14 protein-coding genes are annotated in these 16909 nt (G+C 38.0%); 10 read left to right on the top strand and 4 right to left on the bottom strand.

The genetic code is table 11. The features are described 5' to 3' along the window. Positions 1 to 71: 71 nt before the first annotated feature. Positions 72 to 2099: a protein-disulfide reductase DsbD family protein gene (locus LGQ90_RS09975; protein WP_229340688.1), complete on the top strand. Its 2028-nt coding sequence runs from the start codon at positions 72 to 74 to the stop codon at positions 2097 to 2099. On the opposite strand, the gene LGQ90_RS09970 is transcribed toward LGQ90_RS09975, so the two are convergent. The 3 genes from LGQ90_RS09970 to LGQ90_RS09960 all read right to left on the bottom strand — a co-directional run bounded on the left by LGQ90_RS09970 (position 2100) and on the right by LGQ90_RS09960 (position 3693). Beyond that, the gene (locus LGQ90_RS09970; protein WP_229340685.1) at positions 2100 to 2609 is read right to left on the bottom strand and encodes a hypothetical protein; all 510 of its coding nucleotides are present in this window, start codon (positions 2607 to 2609) and stop codon (positions 2100 to 2102) included. It abuts the gene before it with no gap. A gap of 89 nt (positions 2610 to 2698) precedes the next feature. After that, positions 2699 to 2920 carry a hypothetical protein gene (locus tag LGQ90_RS09965; protein WP_229340683.1) on the bottom strand — a complete coding sequence of 74 codons (222 nt, stop codon included), beginning with the start codon at positions 2918 to 2920 and terminating at the stop codon, positions 2699 to 2701. 32 nt (positions 2921 to 2952) lie between these two features. Beyond that, a complete protein-coding gene (locus tag LGQ90_RS09960) occupies positions 2953 to 3693 on the bottom strand; it encodes an SDR family oxidoreductase (RefSeq protein ID WP_229340682.1) in 741 nt (246 codons plus the stop codon). A gap of 203 nt (positions 3694 to 3896) precedes the next feature. On the opposite strand from LGQ90_RS09960, the gene LGQ90_RS09955 reads away from it, so the two are divergent. The 8 genes from LGQ90_RS09955 (at position 3897) to LGQ90_RS09920 (ending at position 14505) form a co-directional block, all read left to right on the top strand. Then, entirely contained in the window at positions 3897 to 4829 is a 933-nt protein-coding gene (locus tag LGQ90_RS09955; protein ID WP_229340679.1) for a hypothetical protein, read from the top strand. A 151-nt stretch (positions 4830 to 4980) separates the two neighbouring features. Continuing rightward, a complete protein-coding gene (topA, locus tag LGQ90_RS09950; protein ID WP_229340678.1) occupies positions 4981 to 7506 on the top strand; it encodes a type I DNA topoisomerase in 2526 nt (841 codons plus the stop codon). A gap of 3 nt (positions 7507 to 7509) precedes the next feature. After that, positions 7510 to 8670, top strand: a complete 1161-nt coding sequence (locus tag LGQ90_RS09945; RefSeq protein WP_229340676.1) for a formimidoylglutamase — start codon at positions 7510 to 7512, stop codon at positions 8668 to 8670. Positions 8671 to 8785: 115 nt separating this feature from the next. Further along, the gene (gene porK, locus LGQ90_RS09940; protein ID WP_229340674.1) at positions 8786 to 10150 is read left to right on the top strand and encodes a T9SS ring complex lipoprotein PorK/GldK; all 1365 of its coding nucleotides are present in this window, start codon (positions 8786 to 8788) and stop codon (positions 10148 to 10150) included. A gap of 59 nt (positions 10151 to 10209) precedes the next feature. Beyond that, positions 10210 to 10857: a type IX secretion system motor protein PorL/GldL gene (gene porL, locus LGQ90_RS09935; RefSeq protein ID WP_229340672.1), complete on the top strand. Its 648-nt coding sequence runs from the start codon at positions 10210 to 10212 to the stop codon at positions 10855 to 10857. Positions 10858 to 10907: 50 nt separating this feature from the next. Beyond that, a complete protein-coding gene (gene porM / locus LGQ90_RS09930; protein ID WP_229340670.1) occupies positions 10908 to 12449 on the top strand; it encodes a type IX secretion system motor protein PorM/GldM in 1542 nt (513 codons plus the stop codon). An 11-nt stretch (positions 12450 to 12460) separates the two neighbouring features. Then, complete coding sequence (porN, locus tag LGQ90_RS09925) at positions 12461 to 13354, top strand: type IX secretion system ring subunit PorN/GldN (protein WP_229340668.1); 894 nt, start codon at positions 12461 to 12463, stop codon at positions 13352 to 13354. Between the two features lie 98 nt (positions 13355 to 13452). After that, positions 13453 to 14505, top strand: coding sequence for an NAD(P)/FAD-dependent oxidoreductase (locus tag LGQ90_RS09920; protein ID WP_229340666.1), 1053 nt, complete (start codon positions 13453 to 13455; stop codon positions 14503 to 14505). Here the strand turns inward: LGQ90_RS09920 and LGQ90_RS09915 are convergent. Next, on the bottom strand, positions 14502 to 14888 hold the full coding sequence (locus tag LGQ90_RS09915) for a DUF983 domain-containing protein (RefSeq protein WP_229340664.1): 387 nt from the start codon (positions 14886 to 14888) through the stop codon (positions 14502 to 14504). The genes LGQ90_RS09920 and LGQ90_RS09915 overlap by 4 nt on opposite strands. A gap of 65 nt (positions 14889 to 14953) precedes the next feature. Between LGQ90_RS09915 and LGQ90_RS09910 the strand changes: the two genes are divergently transcribed. Continuing rightward, positions 14954 to 16870: an ABC-F family ATP-binding cassette domain-containing protein gene (locus LGQ90_RS09910; RefSeq protein ID WP_229340662.1), complete on the top strand. Its 1917-nt coding sequence runs from the start codon at positions 14954 to 14956 to the stop codon at positions 16868 to 16870. Positions 16871 to 16909 lie beyond the last annotated feature (39 nt).

The raw sequence follows: 16909 nt of genomic DNA, 5'->3' as shown, positions 1-16909 counted from the left end.
CCCGAATTTGAAGTCTCTTAAAAATCCTTAAATTTGGACGCATTTCAAGAATTAATTATATCAGGATTTCAATGATAGACAATTTGTTTAAAAAAGGTCTTTTCTTTCTCATCTTACTTGCCGGATTTTTTGCTCAGGCTCAAATCCACGATCCTGTGGACTGGAATACTGACGTTGAAAAGGTATCCGAAACAGAATACCAGCTAATATTTACTGCTTTTATTGAAGATAACTGGCATTTATATTCCCAGCAACTTCCTGAAGGAGGCGCTTTACCCACGGTTTTTATTTATGAAAATGCTGAAAATAAATATGAACTTATAGGAAAAACCGAAGAAAGTGAATCGGTGACGGAGTATGATCAGGTTTTTGAAATGGAACTTTCCTATTTTTCTAATCAGGCAATTTTTACCCAGAATATAAAGCTTTTAGATACTACACTCAATGCTATTAAAGCAAAGGTAGAGTACCAGGTTTGTGATGACAAGGCATGTATATTTGAAACTGAAGAATTTGAATTTATATTAAATGAAGAGGCGGCAGATATTTCGCTGGGAAATAATTCAGCCGACCCACAAATAGAAAGTAAGGATGAAATTGAGCTTGCCAATCCCGAAGAAAAACGTTCATTCTGGGGAATATTCATAGTCGCTTTTTTATCGGGTTTTGCCGCGTTGCTAACTCCCTGTGTGTTTCCTATGATTCCCATGACGGTGAGTTTCTTTACAAAACAAAGTAAATCCCGGGCTGCGGGGATAAGAAATGCCATTTTTTACGGGGTTTCTATCATTGTAATTTATGTATTATTAGGCTCTTTGGTCACTCTTATATTTGGAGCCGATTCTCTTAATGCACTTTCCACCAATGTCTGGTTTAATATCATATTTTTTATTCTCCTGGTAATTTTTGCGATTTCATTTATGGGAGCTTTTGAAATAGTCCTGCCGAGCAGCTGGGGAACGAAAATAGATTCTAAAGCAGATAAAGGAGGGCTTATAGGCATCTTTTTTATGGCTCTGGCCCTGGCAATTGTATCCTTTTCATGCACCGGTCCAATTGTAGGAACTTTATTGGTGGAAGCCGCTTCTAAAGGAGGAATCGCTCCAATTATCGGAATGTTAGGTTTTTCCCTTGCTATTGCTCTGCCTTTTGGACTTTTTGCAGCTTTTCCGGGATGGCTCAATACCCTGCCAAGATCTGGAGGCTGGTTAAATACGGTGAAAGTCACCCTGGGTTTTCTTGAACTTGCCCTGGCTTTCAAATTTTTATCTAATGCCGACCTGGTTTTACAACTACATATTATTGAACGCGAAATATTCCTGGCCATCTGGATAGCAATATTTGGAATGCTGGCTCTTTATTTATTCGGAAAAATTCGTTTACCCCATGATTCAAAAGAAGATCATATTTCAGTAGGAAGATTACTTACCGGGCTGGTTGCATTGATCTTTACAATTTACCTGATCCCAGGTTTGTGGGGAGCTCCCCTGAAAATTATTAGTGGCTTTCCTCCACCTCTTCAATATAGTGAGTCACCCGATGGAGTTGGAAATTCAAAGGGAGGGAATTTTATTTCAAATTCTGAAGGACTTCCGGAAGGAGCTGAATATGGGCCTCATGATATCATCTCTTTTCATGATTATAAAGACGGATTGGCTTACGCGAGGGAAAAGAACTTACCTGTTTTGATCGATTTTACGGGGCATGCCTGTGTAAATTGCAGAAAAATGGAGGAACGCGTCTGGAGTGAGCCCCAGGTTCTGGAAACTTTGAGAAAAGATGTGGTCCTGGTTTCACTGTATGTGGACGACAAAAGGAAATTGCCGGAAAATGAACAATATGTTTCCGAAACCACCGGAAAGGAAATTGAAAGTATTGGTAACAAATGGAGTGATTTCCAGATTTCCAGATATAAAGCGAATGCTCAGCCCTATTATGTGCTTATAGATCATAATGAGGAAATGCTGGTTGCGCCTTCAGCATACGAGCCAGATGCAGATGAATACTATAACTGGCTTAAAAAAGGAATAGATAGTTTTAAGAGTGTTGATTCTTCATCGCAAAGTCTGAATAAAGCTTCAGAAAGTATTTTTCAGTAATCAATCAGGTTGCTTTTTTCTGTAAGTTCCTTCAAATGCGGTATTGAGAAGATTTCCCTGGGGATCATAGATTTCCCATAACTGGGTTACACTTCCATCTGAATTTTTTGTCCAGGTTATCTGATTATAAAATTCTCCTTTGTCACTTCTGGTAAGCTCGCTTTTTAAGATCATTTGATCTACCTGTGCTTTTCCTTTTAACTTGAGGATATTGCCCGAATTGCTTATCCATAGCTGATTCCAGGTGTCGTCTTCAGGATCATAATAATTATAACTTTTACCGCTGCTGCCATTTTCTCCTTTCCAGTTCTCGTTTAAAATGCAGTTGTCTTCTAATTTTTCTACCAGATTCTCTCCGATCTTTTCATCGTTTCTATTGAAAACATCCCAGTCTCCAACCCAAAAATCAAATTGAGAATGTTGTGAAGAACAGCACGCACAATCTGAATCCTGAGCGAAAGTTATAACAGATATAAAAAAGAACAGGCAGTAAACTAATTTTTGCTTCATCTCACATATTTGACCCTCAAGATAACTATTTGCCATTTTCAATCGCTTAAATTGATCTGAAGCGAATGATTATAGATGTAAGCTGAGTTTTACACAACTATCTTTCTCTGTGTCGCCCTTTTTTCTTTTTTCCTTTTTAATTCCTTTTCCCTCTTTTGTAATAAAGTATAGCCTATATAACCTCCTGCTAATAAGGAAGCGGCTCCAATTCCCACTTTACCTCCTTTAACAGCAGCCTTTTTTCCAGCTTTGAATATAAAACCTCTTGCTATAAATTTTCCTGCTAATTTTAAAAAATGTCCTAATCCCATAATTTTATTTTTATAATTTTTTAAGATCCAAATCAGGATTTTCCTGTTGGTTTTACAAGTAGCTCATTCACATTGACCGAAGCTGGCTGTGAGATCGCATAGAAGACTGCGTCTGCTATATTCTTAGCGCTCAATTTCGGTTCATCTTCATCATAATTTTTATCGTTCAGTAATTCTTCGTCGGTGATATCATTTCGTAGATCGGTTTCTACAGTTCCAGGCTCGATTGCGGTAACTCTTATATTGAATTCAGGAGATAACTCCATTCTCATTGCCTGGGATAATTCAATAATTGCAGCTTTGGATGCCCCGTAAACGGCTCCGCCGGCAAATATTTCTTTTCCATCTACAGAAGCAATATTAACTATATGACCATCTTGTTGTTTCTTCATCATCGGTAGTGCCGAGTAGATACAACGCAGTGTACCCTTCACATTTACCTCTATGGTAGACAACCATTCGTCCAGATGTCTGTTCTTTAGATAAGTTAAAGGCATGACGCCTGCAGAATTCACCAAAATATCGATCTGGTTAAATTTTTCTTCAATTTTATTAAAAGCCTTCGTAACACTTTCAGTGCTGCTAACATCTAATTCAACGACCAGAGATTCAGTGTCTAACTTCTTTTGAATTTCCCTTAGCTTATCTGTACTTCGGCTGGCTAGAACAATTCTGTAATTCTCTGCTGCCAGTTTTTCTGCAATAGCTTTACCAATTCCACTACTGGCACCGGTAATCACTGCAACTTTATTTTTTTTATTACTTTTTTCCATATCTTAATATGTAAAGAATGAGTTGAAAAGAGCGTTAAAATAGATTCAAATAACAGATTTTTAACGTCATTAGACTACCGCGAGATTTACTACGTTATATCTTCGTAAAAAATTTAGTTTTGAATAGATCACATTTATTTCTTTTAAGTTTTATAATTTTTTCTCTTTGGTCGTGTAATAATAATGACGACCTAAACGCTGGAGTGGAAACTTCTGCGACCGCACATTTATATGCCACCTCGCATAATGGCCAGGTAAGGCGCTATGACATTAATGATGCCGTGGTTACAAATTATGCAGTTAATTCCTCAGATATTGAAGGTTTCTATTTTTCTCCTGAAGATGATGCGTTTAGTATTGTTTCCCGGTCCTCAAATCAAATTGAATCTTACACTAATATAAGTGAGCTTGGTGCTGGTGGCACAAAAGATCCGGAATTGGGATTGATAGGAACTTCAGAATTTGAGAGTCCCAGAGATCTTGCAGTTAACGGACAGTTCTTCGTGGTTTCAGACGATACCGATCTTGATGGAGATGAAGCGACACCGGAGGGAAGACTCTTTATATATGTTAAAACTGAAACAGGCTTTGTCTTAAGAAATGTGTTGATCACTAAATTTAAAGTCTGGGGGCTGGAATTTGTAGGTTCAGATCTTTATGCCGCGGTAGATGAAACGAATAAAATAGCGATGTACAGGAATTTTATTGAAACACATACCAGCAATAGAATTATTACTGCCGATAAAATTGTTGGTTTCCAGGGATTGATCAGATCTCATGGCCTGGATTTCGATAAAGGAACTATGGTTCTTTCTGATATTGGAGAAGCTGAATCTGCAACCGACGGTGCTCTTCACATCATTCAGGATTTTGAATCTAAATTTTCAAATGCGACCAATGGAGGTTTTATAGGAATAGATGAGCAATTAAGAATTTCTGGCGCTAACACCCAGCTGGGTAATCCTGTAAACCTTGTTTATGATAAGGCTTACAATGTGATATTTGTCGCTGAAGCTCTTAATAATGGAGGTCGTATACTTGCATTTAATGATGCTACTTCAATTTCTGGAAATATCGCTCCAGACCTAAAATATGACCTGGCGGGAGCCTCTTCCGTATTTTATTTTACCAGATAGTTTCATATATCCCCCTGTCTTTTGAGTTTTTTTTACTCCCAGACAAGCGTCTAATTCAGGTGTTTCCATGGCTGATCTTTCGGTTTTAATGCAAGTTTAACGGGCAGAAGAAAAATTTGATATACTTTTGCAACTACAAACCAACAGATTTATGGCTAAGAATTTAGTGATTGTTGAGTCTCCTGCGAAGGCTAAAACCATTGAAAAATTTCTGGGAAAAGACTATAAGGTCGCTTCCAGTTTTGGGCATATAGCAGATCTACCAACCAAGGAAATTGGAGTAGATACTGAAGGAGATTTTACACCTAAATATATTGTATCCAAAGATAAAAAGGATGTAGTTAGGAAGCTTAAAGGGCTTGCTAAAACAGCTGAAATGGTATGGCTCGCTAGTGATGAGGATCGTGAAGGAGAAGCGATAGCCTGGCATTTGGCAGAGGAGCTTAAGCTAAAAAAGGAAAAAACAAAGCGTATTGTTTTTCATGAGATCACAAAATCTGCGATACTTCGTGCAATAGAAAATCCGCGTAGCATAGATTATAACCTCGTAAATGCTCAGCAGGCCAGGCGTGTTCTGGACAGACTGGTGGGTTACGAACTTTCACCTGTCTTATGGAGAAAAGTTAAAGGCGGACTTTCTGCCGGTCGGGTGCAATCAGTTGCCGTAAGACTTATTGTAGAAAGAGAGCGTGAGATCACAGATTTTAAGCCACATGCCTCTTATAGAATTGATGCTGAATTTTCTACGGAAGATGGAAAATCTTTCAAAGCAAAAATTCCTAAGAATTTTGAAACAAAGGAAGAAGCTGAGAAGTTTCTGAAAAATAATATCGGGGCGAACTTTAAAGTTGCCGATCTTACAACGAAACCGGCCAAGAAAAATCCGGCACCGCCTTTTACTACTTCTACATTACAACAAGAAGCAGCAAGAAAATTATATTTTTCAGTAAGTAAAACCATGACTCTGGCTCAGCGTTTATACGAGGCCGGTCATATTACTTATATGAGAACTGATAGTGTGAACCTTTCAGAAGATGCTAGAAAAGGAGCTAAAGAAGAGATCCTTAAAGCCTACGGCGAGAAATATTCCAAGACCCGTCAGTTCAAAGGAAAGTCTAAAGGGGCACAGGAAGCTCACGAGGCTATCAGGCCTACCGGATTTCAGAAGCATTCCATTTCAGGAGAGCGTGATCAGCAGCGATTGTATGATCTTATCTGGAAAAGAGCAATTGCTTCCCAGATGAGCGATGCGCAGTTAGAGAGAACCAATGTGAAGATTGAAGCAGATAAGCATGATAATCATTTTACTGCGAACGGTGAAGTTTTGAAATTTGATGGTTTTCTAAAAGTTTACCTTGAGGGAAGTGATGACGAAGATGAAGAACAAAGCGGAATGTTGCCTGCTCTAAAAGTTCAGCAACCGCTTAATAATGAATATATAACTGCAACGGAGAGATTTACCCGTCCTCCTTATAGATATACCGAGGCTTCCCTGGTTAAGAAACTGGAAGAACTAGGTATTGGTAGACCATCCACCTATGCGCCGACAATCTCTACTGTACAGAGTAGAAATTATATTGAAAAAGGCTCAGTAGATGGAACAGAAAGAGATTATGTTCAGTTTGAACTGAAAAATGATAAGTTTTCTGAAAAAAAATTAACCGAAACCGTTGGTAGTGACAAGGGTAAGCTAGTGCCAACCGCGACTGGAATGGTGGTAAATGATTTTCTTGTAAATCACTTCTCCAATATTCTGGATTACAATTTCACGGCGAAAGTTGAAGAAAGCTTTGATAATATTGCTGAAGGAAATGAGGAGTGGACGGTAATGATGAAAGAATTCTATAAAGATTTTCATCCTCATGTTCAGGACGTTGCAAAAAATGCCGACAGGGAAGTTGGGGAGAGAATCCTTGGTGAAGATCCTGAAAGTGGAAAACCCGTGAGCGTAAGATTAGGAAAATTTGGGCCTATGGTTCAAATTGGAAGCGTGGAAGATGACGAGAAGCCAAAATTTGCCAGTCTTAGCCCGGACCAGAATATGGAAACGCTGACTTATGAAGAAGCGATGGACCTGTTCCAGCTTCCAAAGAAACTGGGAGAATACAAGGGCGAGAATGTTGAAGTTAATAATGGGAGATATGGCCCTTATGTAAGATTCGGAAAGAAATTCGTTTCCCTGGAAAAAGGCGAAGATCCTTTAAATGTAGACTTTGACCGTGCCATGGAACTAGTGAAGGAGAAAGAAAAGGCAGATGCGCCTATTTATGAGTATAAAGACCATCCTGTACAAAAGGGAGTGGGTAGATTCGGGCCTTATTTGAAATGGAACGATATGTTCATTAACGTGAACAAAAAATACGATTTTGATAACCTTTCTGATAAGGATATCGAACAACTTATAGAAGATAAACTTCAGAAAGAGCGTGATAAATTGATACATCACTGGGAGGAAGAAGGTATCAGGGTAGAAAAAGCAAGATGGGGCAGATTTAATGTTATCAAGGGTAAGACCAAGGTGGAGCTTCCCAAGACTACAAACGCAGAAGAGCTTACATTGGAAGAGGTGAAAGACATCATCGAGAAGAATACCAAGAAAAAGAAGAAGCCTGCTGCGAAGAAAAAACCCGCTGCGAAGAAAAAAACTACTCATAAGAAAACCACGAAAAAGAAATAAAGCATGGAGTTCGATTTTCTTAGTCCGGTGCATGAAGATCTACTGGGCGAGATTAGCCATTTGAATCAGCAATCCATAGGTGCCCAAATTAAACTTCATACTGAAAGATCAGGTATTCCTGATGTAGAAGGAGTAAATGTGGCCATTTTCGGAGTACGTGAGAATAGAAGAGCGGTAAAAAAAACCGATTCTCCCGCTTTTGATAAAATAAGGAGTCAGTTTTATAGACTATATCCTGGAAACTGGAGGCTTAAGCTGGCAGATCTTGGAGATATAAACGCGGGAGCAACAGTTGAAGATACCTATTTTGCAGTTCAAACCCTCGTTGAAAGTCTTATAAAACAAGATATAGTACCTGTGATTATAGGAGGTGGGCAGGATCTTATTTATGCGCAATATAGAGCCTATGATAAATTAGATCAAATGGTTAACCTCGTAAATATTGATAGCAGGTTTGATCTTGGAGATGCCGAAAAGATGATTTCCAATCAATCTTATGTAGGAAAAATCGTAGTTGATAAGCCTTATAATTTATTTAATTATTCGGCTGTAGGTTATCAAACTTATTTTAATTCACAGGAAGAAATTGAATTAATGGAACGTCTCTTTTTTGAGGCCTACAGGTTAGGTGAGGTGACCTCTGATATTTCATTAATGGAACCTATATTTAGAAATGCAAATCTGGTGGGTCTAGACCTGGGATCGATAGATTCAGCTTCATCCAATTCAGGTTTTTTTAATTCGCCTAATGGGTTTAATGGCAGGGAGATTTGTGCATTATCCAGATACGCTGGAATTAGTGATAAGGTTTCATCTTTTGGAGTTTACGAATATCAAAATGAACTGGGAGACCTTGCGAATATGCTGGTTTCTCAAATTATATGGTATTTCATTGAAGGAGTGAATTATCGTACTAATGAAAATACTATTTCAGCGAAAAAGGAGTTTATAAAGTATCAGGTGCCCATAGATGATGAAGTACTTGTATTTTTTAAAAGTCCTGTAAGTGGACGATGGTGGATAGAAATTCCATTTTTGTCGAACGTAAATACTAAATTAAAAAGGCATACGTTATTACCTTGCAGCGAAGAAGATTATCTTGAAGCGTGCAATCAGGTAATCCCGGAACGCTGGTATAAAGCCAAAAGAAAAAACGAAGTCTAAAATTATATTCAGACATTATTCTGATTTACTGTATTTTTATCTGAAATATTGTTTTTTAAAAAATAATTAGATAGGTTTACTGCCGTAAATCAAAATGTCTTAACCTAAGATAATTATGAAGAAGTATATTTCGCTCATTGCTGTTCTAGCCTTGCTTTCAAGCTGTGGCGGAGGTGATCGTGGACAGCTTGTAGGTGCGGAGGGAAAGAAGTGGAATCCGGAGAAGCCTTATGGTATGACATTGATCCCTGGTGGTGCTTTTGTTATGGGTAAATCTGATGATGATATAGCCGATCAGAAAAATGCGCCTCCTAAAACGGTTACCGTTCGTTCATTCTATATGGATGAAACGGAAATAACCAATTCAGAATACAGGCAATTCGTAGAGTATGTAAGAGATTCCATAGTACGTGTGGAACTTGCTAAAATGGCAGAGCTTCAGGGCGCTATGCCCGGAGATGATGGTATCGGGGAATTTGCTTTTGCAGATGCCGATCCAGAGAATCTTACTCCTTACCAGGAATATATGCTAAACACCTACGGTCAGGGTGGTCCAACAGATGACTATGAAAATAGAAAATTGAATAATGATGTTGAAATATACTGGGATACTGATGATTATCCTGATGTGTATTATGCTGAGGTAATGGATTCTATGTACATCCCAATGGACGAGGTTTATAATGGACAACGTACGATAGATGTAAAAAAATTAAAATTCAAATATTCTTATATGGATATTCAATCCGCTGCTAAGACGCAGGGGAAAAGGAGTAATTTCATTAAGAATGAAGAAGTAGCTATTTATCCTGATACCACGGTTTGGATAAAGGATTTTAACTATTCTTATAATGAACCTATGCACAATGACTATTTCTGGCATAGTGCATTTGATGATTATCCAGTGGTAGGTGTTTCCTGGAAACAGGCCAGAGCTTTTACACAGTGGAGAACAAAAAATCATAACGATTTCCGTCGTCAAAAAGGAGATGCGAATGTTCCGTCTTATAGACTACCTACCGAAGGGGAGTGGGAATATGCTGCAAGAGGTGGTCTGGAAGGAGCTTCTTACCCATGGGGTGGTCCATATACCTTGAACGACAGAGGTTGCTTTATGGCGAATTTTAAGCCCTTACGAGGTGATTATGCTGCCGATCAGGCTTTGTATACTGTTGAAGCAAAATCTTACGATCCTAACGATTATGGCCTTTACAATATGGCCGGTAACGTTGCGGAATGGGTAGATTCATCATACGATCCGGGATCATATGAATATATGTCTACTATGAACCCTACCGTTAATAATCCTGAAGATCGTAGAAAAGTTGTACGTGGAGGATCATGGAAAGATGTTGCATACTTCCTTCAGGTAAGCTCAAGGGATTATGAGTATATGGATTCAGCAAGAAGTTATATTGGTTTCAGAACCGTTCAGGATTATCTTGGAACAGATGTGACCCTTAACCAGAAGAATCCATAATTAAAATTAGAACTTAAACCTATCAATAAAACAATCAAGAAAATCTAAACATTAGAGTTATGGCAAATTCAAGAGGAACAAAAAAGGTGACCAACATGGTGTATGGTCTGGGAGCATCTGTAGTTATACTAGGTGCCCTGTTTAAAATTATGCACTGGCCTGGAGGAAATCCAATGTTAATTTTAGGTCTTGTAGTAGAAGCACTTGTATTTGCTTATTCTGCATTTGAACCAGTAGATGATGACCTGGACTGGTCTTTAGTATATCCTGAACTTGCCGGTGGTGAGGGCAGAAGAAGAGATGTAGTAGTTGCTGAAGAGAAGGAAGCTGAAGGAATGCTTTCTAAAAAATTAGATGCTATGCTTAAAGAAGCTAAGCTTGATGCAAATCTTATGTCTTCCTTAGGAGAAAGTATTAAAAATTTTGAAGGAGCCGCTAAAGGTATAGCCCCTACCGTAGACTCTATGGCTTCTCAAAAGAAGTACAGTGAAGAATTAGGTGTTGCTGCCGCTCAAATGGAGACATTGAACAATATTTATAAAGCTCAGGTTGAATCTGCAGCCAAACAGGCAGAGGTTAATCAGGAAGTAGCTGAAAACGCTGGAAAACTAAAAATACAAATGGATTCACTTGCAAATAATATGGCTTCTTTAAACAATGTTTATGGAGGAATGTTAACTGCAATGAACGGAAAACCAAGAGTCTAATTGATTTTTCAATTAAGCTGTTTTATTAATTTCAAAATAAATAATTAGACATGGCATCCGGAAAACAATCGCCAAGGCAGAAGATGATTAACCTAATGTACCTGGTTTTCATCGCCATGATGGCACTAAATATGTCCAAAGAAGTACTTACTGCTTTTGGATTAATGAACGAAAAATTAAATGCATCTACAGCTAATTATGCTGAAAGAAATAATGCATTGATGGCTGGGCTTGCTACCAAGGTAGAAGAGCAACCAGCAAAATATACTTCCATTAAGGAAGATGCAGATAGAATTCATGAACTTTCTTCAAATCTTAATGAATATATTGAAGGGATCAAGAATGAATTAAAGACTTCTGTAGATGATCCTACAGATTATGAAACTATGGATCAGTCTAGCGCAATGGATGAAATGTTCTTCCAGAGTGGTAGAATTTCTCCAAAAGGAGAAGAATTCTTGAACAATATCGAACAGTACAGAGAAAATATTTCTGAAATACTTAGTGGGGAATACCCGGCTATTGCAAGCAAGGTAAATATTCAAAGAGAATTTGCAACGGAACCTGAAAATGTTGAAGGGGCAAAAGTACCCTGGTTAAAATATCGTTTCGAAGGATTTCCTTTGGTAGCGTCCATTACTCAGCTTACTCAAATGCAAGCCGATATTAAGAGCACAGAAAGTGAAATTCTTTCTTCCATGCTTTCGGGTCAGCTTCAGAGTGATGTTTCTTTAAAGAACTATCAGGCCATTGTAATTCCGAGTAAACCAGCTTTCTTTAGTGGAGAGAATTTTACTGGGAAAGTAGTATTAGGTCGATTTGATAATACACTTCAGTTTGAGAACGTTGTAATAAACGGGAAAGAAGTAGAGAATACTCAGGCAGGACAGGTAATGTTAGAATTCCCTGCAGGAAATGTTGGGGAGCAAAAAATTACCGGAGAGCTTAAATACATGGAAAATGATTCATTGAAAAGTATTCCAATCTCTGATTCTTATAACGTAATTCCTTTGCCAAACTCAGCAGTTATTTCTGCAGACAAGATGAACGTCGTGTATCGTGGTGTACAAAACCCAATGACGATTTCTATTCCTGGCGTAAGCAGTGTAAGTGCTAATGCTCCGGGTCTTAGACAGTCTGGTGGTGCGGGAAGTTATCTTATGGATGTAACTACTTTACAGGCAAGAGAAGTAACCATTAGTGTTAGTGGTACGCTTCCAGGAGGTAAAACTGTTTCAGATAAGAAGTCCTTCAGAGTAAAAGATATTCCAAGACCTGTAGGAACCATTCGTGGTGAAGACGGTGCTGTTTCCATGCAAAGAAATAGCCTTGAGATCGCAACGGTTGGTGCTAATTTACCAGATTTCGATTTTGACCTTAATCTTAACGTAACCGGATTTAAATTCAAAGTACCAGGACAACCTACGGTGGTTGTGAATGGAAACAAACTAGATGGTGCTGCTCAAAATGCTTTAAGAAGAGCTGGTAGAGGTGAGTCGGTTACTATTTATGATATCAATGCTTCTCTTGCAGGAAACTCAAGCTATAAGCTTAAAAAAGTAGCTCCCGTAGTGATAGAGCTTACAAACTAAAATATTTTAAAATGAGCAAGAAAGAATTTTTTGTATATGGTTTTGTGATGATGCTGGGTATATCTTCTTTCGGTCAGGCAAACATACTGAACGCGGATAAACCTGATGATATCGGGAAAAAATCGGAAGCTCAGGCATTAGTAGATGCAGAAGATAAACCATTAGAATATGGTTATGTTGGAGATCGTGATATCTTGTGGTCTAAAGGGACCTGGGAGATCGTTGATCTTGATGAAAGAGTAAATTTCCCTCTTTATTACCCAATTGATACCAATAACATTGGTACAAACAGGAGATCTCTTTACGATGTTCTTGTAAAAGGTATTAAGGAAGGTAAGATCGAAAACGTTTATGCGGATTCATATTTTACCGAAAAACGTACTCTGAAAGATATTGGGGCTACCTTATCTAAGGTGGATACCACAGATCTTGGTATTGAACAATATAATGCCGGTGAAGAGGTAGATGCTCAGTTTATTGATCGTCGTGATCTTGGTGCGGCCGATATTGCCGAATATCATATTCGAGGAATGTGGTATTTCGATAAGAGATTAGCTGAATTGAAATATAGATTATTAGGGATCGCCCCTGTGGCGCCAGATGTTAACTTTATAGATTCAGGGCAAACTGACCTTGTAGAATTATTCTGGGTGTGGTATCCAGATGCGAGAGAAATTCTTCATGAAGCTAAAGTTTTCACTGGAGGGAATACCTCACAGGAAATATCTTTTGATCATTTATTGAATTCGCGAAGATTTGACGGAGTCATCTACAAAGAAGATAACGTCCAGGGAGACCGTGAGATCGATGAGTATATTGCAGATAATGCCTTTATGCAATTACTAGAATCCCAACGTATCAAAGAACAAATCAGAAACTTTGAACAGGATATGTGGAGTTACTAATTTCATAAGAATATATATACTACAAAGGCACTCTTTTAGAGTGCCTTTTTTTATGTGCTTTTTTGGATATTCATAAAAAGCCTTAATATCTTTAACCCATGTTGGATTATATTATTGTTGGTCTGGGATTAAGTGGCCTGGCCGTCGCAGAAGAACTGGAGAAAAGGAACAAGTCTTTTGTTATTTTTGAAGATAATTCTCAGAGATCATCTTACGTTGCCGGTGGTATTTTTAATCCCGTCATCTTAAAGCGTTTTACACCTGCCTGGAATGCTGCTGAACAATTGGAGAAAGCTTTGCCTTTTTATGGCAGCCTTGAACGTAAATTAAATGTAAAATTGATTTACGAATGGAATATATATCGCCGATTTCATTCTATAGAGGAACAAAATGAATGGTTTGTGGCTCTGGATAAACCTAAATTATCCTCTTTTCTTCATCCCGAAATTATAAAGAATTCAAACCCAAATTTAAATGCGGAATTCTCCTTTGGGAAAGTTCTTAGAACCGGTAATATAGCTACTGAAAACTTGCTAAATAACTACAAATCTTATTTAAAGGAAGTTCTTATAGAAGAACGCTTTAAATATCTTGAATTGAAAATAGAGCAGGATTATTTTGAATATCGAGGGCTAAGATCTAAAAGGATCATTTTTTGTGAAGGCTTCGGACTTAAGAAAAATCCTTTCTTTAATTACTTACCGCTTCGGGGAAATAAAGGAGAATACATAACTATTCATTCGGAAGAGCTGAAGGTGGATTTTGCGATAAAATCTTCTGTCTTTCTGATGCCTCTGGGAAATAATCTATATAAGGCTGGAGCTACTTATGACCATATAGATAAAACACCTGAAATTACTACGGGAGCAAGAGAACGTTTGGTAAATGAATTAAAAAAATTAATTAAATGTGATTTTGAAGTGGTAGATCAGGTGGCAGGTATACGTCCGGCGGTTTCAGACAGGCGTCCCCTGGTTGGCTCTCATCCAGAAATTGAAAATATGCATTGTTGTAATGGTTTTGGAAGCAGGGGAGTCCTGATTGCACCTGTGATGGCAACAGCACTACTTAATAATATCCTAGAAGAAACAAGTCTTGATCCGGAAATTGACTTAGCGCGTTTTACTAAAAAACACTATAATATAAATTAAGCTTTGCCTGCATTTTCTTTATAGCTAAGGAAGAAGTTTATCCAGATATTTCGGGAAAGTCTCATAATAACAGGCATAAAGACTATCAGGGTGCCTACGATGGCAAAAAAAGAGACTAGTAAGCTGGCATTTAGAAAAATATGCGCAATGATAAAGGCAGCGACAGAAAAAGCAATTCCCACAGCGTAGCTCACGTACATCGCCCCGTAAAAAAAAGATGGTTCAATCTTATATTTAGTATTACAATTGCTGCAGCGCTCATGCATCTGGAAAACCTTATTAAGTTTATATGGGTTGGATTCAACATACATACTTTCTTCATGACAAACAGGGCAGTTTCCAGTTAAAATACTATAGATTTTAGAGCCTTTAAGAAATTTCATATCATTTTTTTTGCATTACAAATTTAAGCATCTTTGCAGCAATCAAAAAGTTACATAAAGTACAAATGCTGAATATTCATAATCTTTCGATCTCCTTTCAGGGGGAATACCTCTTTAAAAAAATTAGTTTCAGGCTTGGAGCCGGGGACAGGGTTGGTCTTATTGGGAAAAATGGTGCTGGAAAATCTACTTTATTAAAGATAATTTCGGAAGAACAGGAATATGATTCGGGACAGATCGCGAAAGACAAGGAACTTAAAATTGGTTTCTTAAAACAGGACCTGGACTTTGAAAAAGGAAGGACTGTAATTTCTGAAGCTCATCAAGCTTTTGAAGAAATAATGAAGCTGGAATCAAAAATGGCCGTGATCAATGATCAGCTGGCTACCAGGACAGATTACGAAAGCGAGTCTTATAATGACCTTATTCAGGATCTAAGTGAGATCACCCATCAATACGAGATCATTGGCGGATATAATTATGAAGGGGAGACTGAAAAAGTACTCCAGGGACTGGGTTTTGAAAGAGAAGATTTTGATAAACTTACCGAAACTTTCTCAGGAGGATGGCGAATGAGAATTGAACTTGCCAAGCTTTTACTTCAGAATAACGATATCTTACTTCTGGATGAGCCTACCAACCACCTGGATATTGAAAGTATCATCTGGCTGGAAAGCTTCCTGAATAACTATGCAGGCTCTGTCATGCTAGTTTCCCATGATAAGATGTTCCTGAATAATGTGACCAATCGAAGTATCGAAATTTCTTTAGGCAGTATCTACGATTATAGAAAGCCTTATTCAGAATTTATTGAATTCAGAAAAGAACTTAGGGAACAACAGCTGGCGGCTCAAAAGAATCAGCAGAAAGAGATCGAAAATACCGAGAAGCTGATTGATAAATTTCGTGCTAAAGCCAGTAAGGCTTCCATGGCGCAATCACTTATCAAAAAACTTGACAAGGTTGATCGTATAGAAGTTGATGAGGATGATAATTCAGTGATGAGTGTGAACTTTCCGGTTTCTGTGAACCCAGGGAAAGTGGTTATTGAAGCGGAACACCTTGAAAAATCTTATGAAGAAAAAAAGGTTTTAAAAGATGTGAATCTTTTAATTGAACGCCAGAGCAAGATCGCTTTTGTGGGACAGAACGGTCAGGGGAAAACTACCCTGGCAAAGATCATTATTGGAGAGGTCAAACACGAAGGAAAACTTAAGCTGGGACATAATGTACAGCTTGGATATTTTGCTCAAAACCAATCTGATTATTTAGACGGGGAGAAAACGGTTCTTAGAACTATGGAAGACGCTTCCAATGAAACAAACCGAACCAAGGTAAGAGATATGCTGGGCGCATTTCTTTTTAGAGGTGAGGAAGTAGAGAAGAAGGTGAAAGTGCTTTCAGGAGGAGAGCGAAACCGACTGGCGCTTTGTAAAATGTTGCTGGAGCCTTTCAACGTTCTTGTAATGGATGAGCCTACCAACCACCTGGATATTAAATCCAAGAACGTCCTGAAGGATGCTTTAAATAATTTTGAAGGTACACTTATCATCGTATCGCACGATCGTGATTTTCTTCAGAATCTTACGAGCAGGGTTTATGAATTTAGAAATCATAAGATCAAAGAATATCTTGGGGATATCGATTATTACCTGGAGCAAAGAAAACTGCAGGATATGAGAGCGGTGGAAAAAAAGGACAAGACCAAAGTTGCTAAAATCAAAAATAACAGTACTGAGAAAACTTCATTTTCAGATCAAAAGGAAATGAAAAGATTGAAGAATAAGCTTAGTAAGACCGAAGCAAGTATTACTAAACTTGAAAAAGAGCTCAAGACTAAAGATAAGCAACTGGCAAATAATTATGAGGATACAGTTACTAAACCTGATTTTCTCACAAATTATAATAAATCCAAAAAGAAACTGGAAAGTTTAATGCAAGAGTGGGAAGAGATCCAGCTGGATATCGAACAAATAAGCTAAATTTTTTAAATCAAATTAAACTATAGGGGCTAGGCTTAG

Source organism: Christiangramia sediminis, from assembly GCF_020552705.1.
Taxonomy (GTDB): Bacteria; Bacteroidota; Bacteroidia; order Flavobacteriales; family Flavobacteriaceae; genus Christiangramia; species Christiangramia sediminis.
This window is presented reverse-complemented; position numbering and strand designations above follow the sequence as displayed.

Coding starts and splice junctions, on each gene's coding strand:
- porN (WP_229340668.1), top strand. CDS start 12,461: ATGAGCAAGAAAGAATTTTTTGTATATGGTTTTGTGATGATGCTGGGT.
- LGQ90_RS09960 (WP_229340682.1), bottom strand. CDS start 3,693: ATGGAAAAAAGTAATAAAAAAAATAAAGTTGCAGTGATTACCGGTGCC.
- LGQ90_RS09965 (WP_229340683.1), bottom strand. CDS start 2,920: ATGGGATTAGGACATTTTTTAAAATTAGCAGGAAAATTTATAGCAAGA.
- porL (WP_229340672.1), top strand. CDS start 10,210: ATGGCAAATTCAAGAGGAACAAAAAAGGTGACCAACATGGTGTATGGT.
- topA (WP_229340678.1), top strand. CDS start 4,981: ATGGCTAAGAATTTAGTGATTGTTGAGTCTCCTGCGAAGGCTAAAACC.
- LGQ90_RS09945 (WP_229340676.1), top strand. CDS start 7,510: ATGGAGTTCGATTTTCTTAGTCCGGTGCATGAAGATCTACTGGGCGAG.
- LGQ90_RS09920 (WP_229340666.1), top strand. CDS start 13,453: ATGTTGGATTATATTATTGTTGGTCTGGGATTAAGTGGCCTGGCCGTC.
- LGQ90_RS09975 (WP_229340688.1), top strand. CDS start 72: ATGATAGACAATTTGTTTAAAAAAGGTCTTTTCTTTCTCATCTTACTT.
- LGQ90_RS09910 (WP_229340662.1), top strand. CDS start 14,954: ATGCTGAATATTCATAATCTTTCGATCTCCTTTCAGGGGGAATACCTC.
- porK (WP_229340674.1), top strand. CDS start 8,786: ATGAAGAAGTATATTTCGCTCATTGCTGTTCTAGCCTTGCTTTCAAGC.
- LGQ90_RS09970 (WP_229340685.1), bottom strand. CDS start 2,609: ATGAAGCAAAAATTAGTTTACTGCCTGTTCTTTTTTATATCTGTTATA.
- LGQ90_RS09915 (WP_229340664.1), bottom strand. CDS start 14,888: ATGAAATTTCTTAAAGGCTCTAAAATCTATAGTATTTTAACTGGAAAC.
- porM (WP_229340670.1), top strand. CDS start 10,908: ATGGCATCCGGAAAACAATCGCCAAGGCAGAAGATGATTAACCTAATG.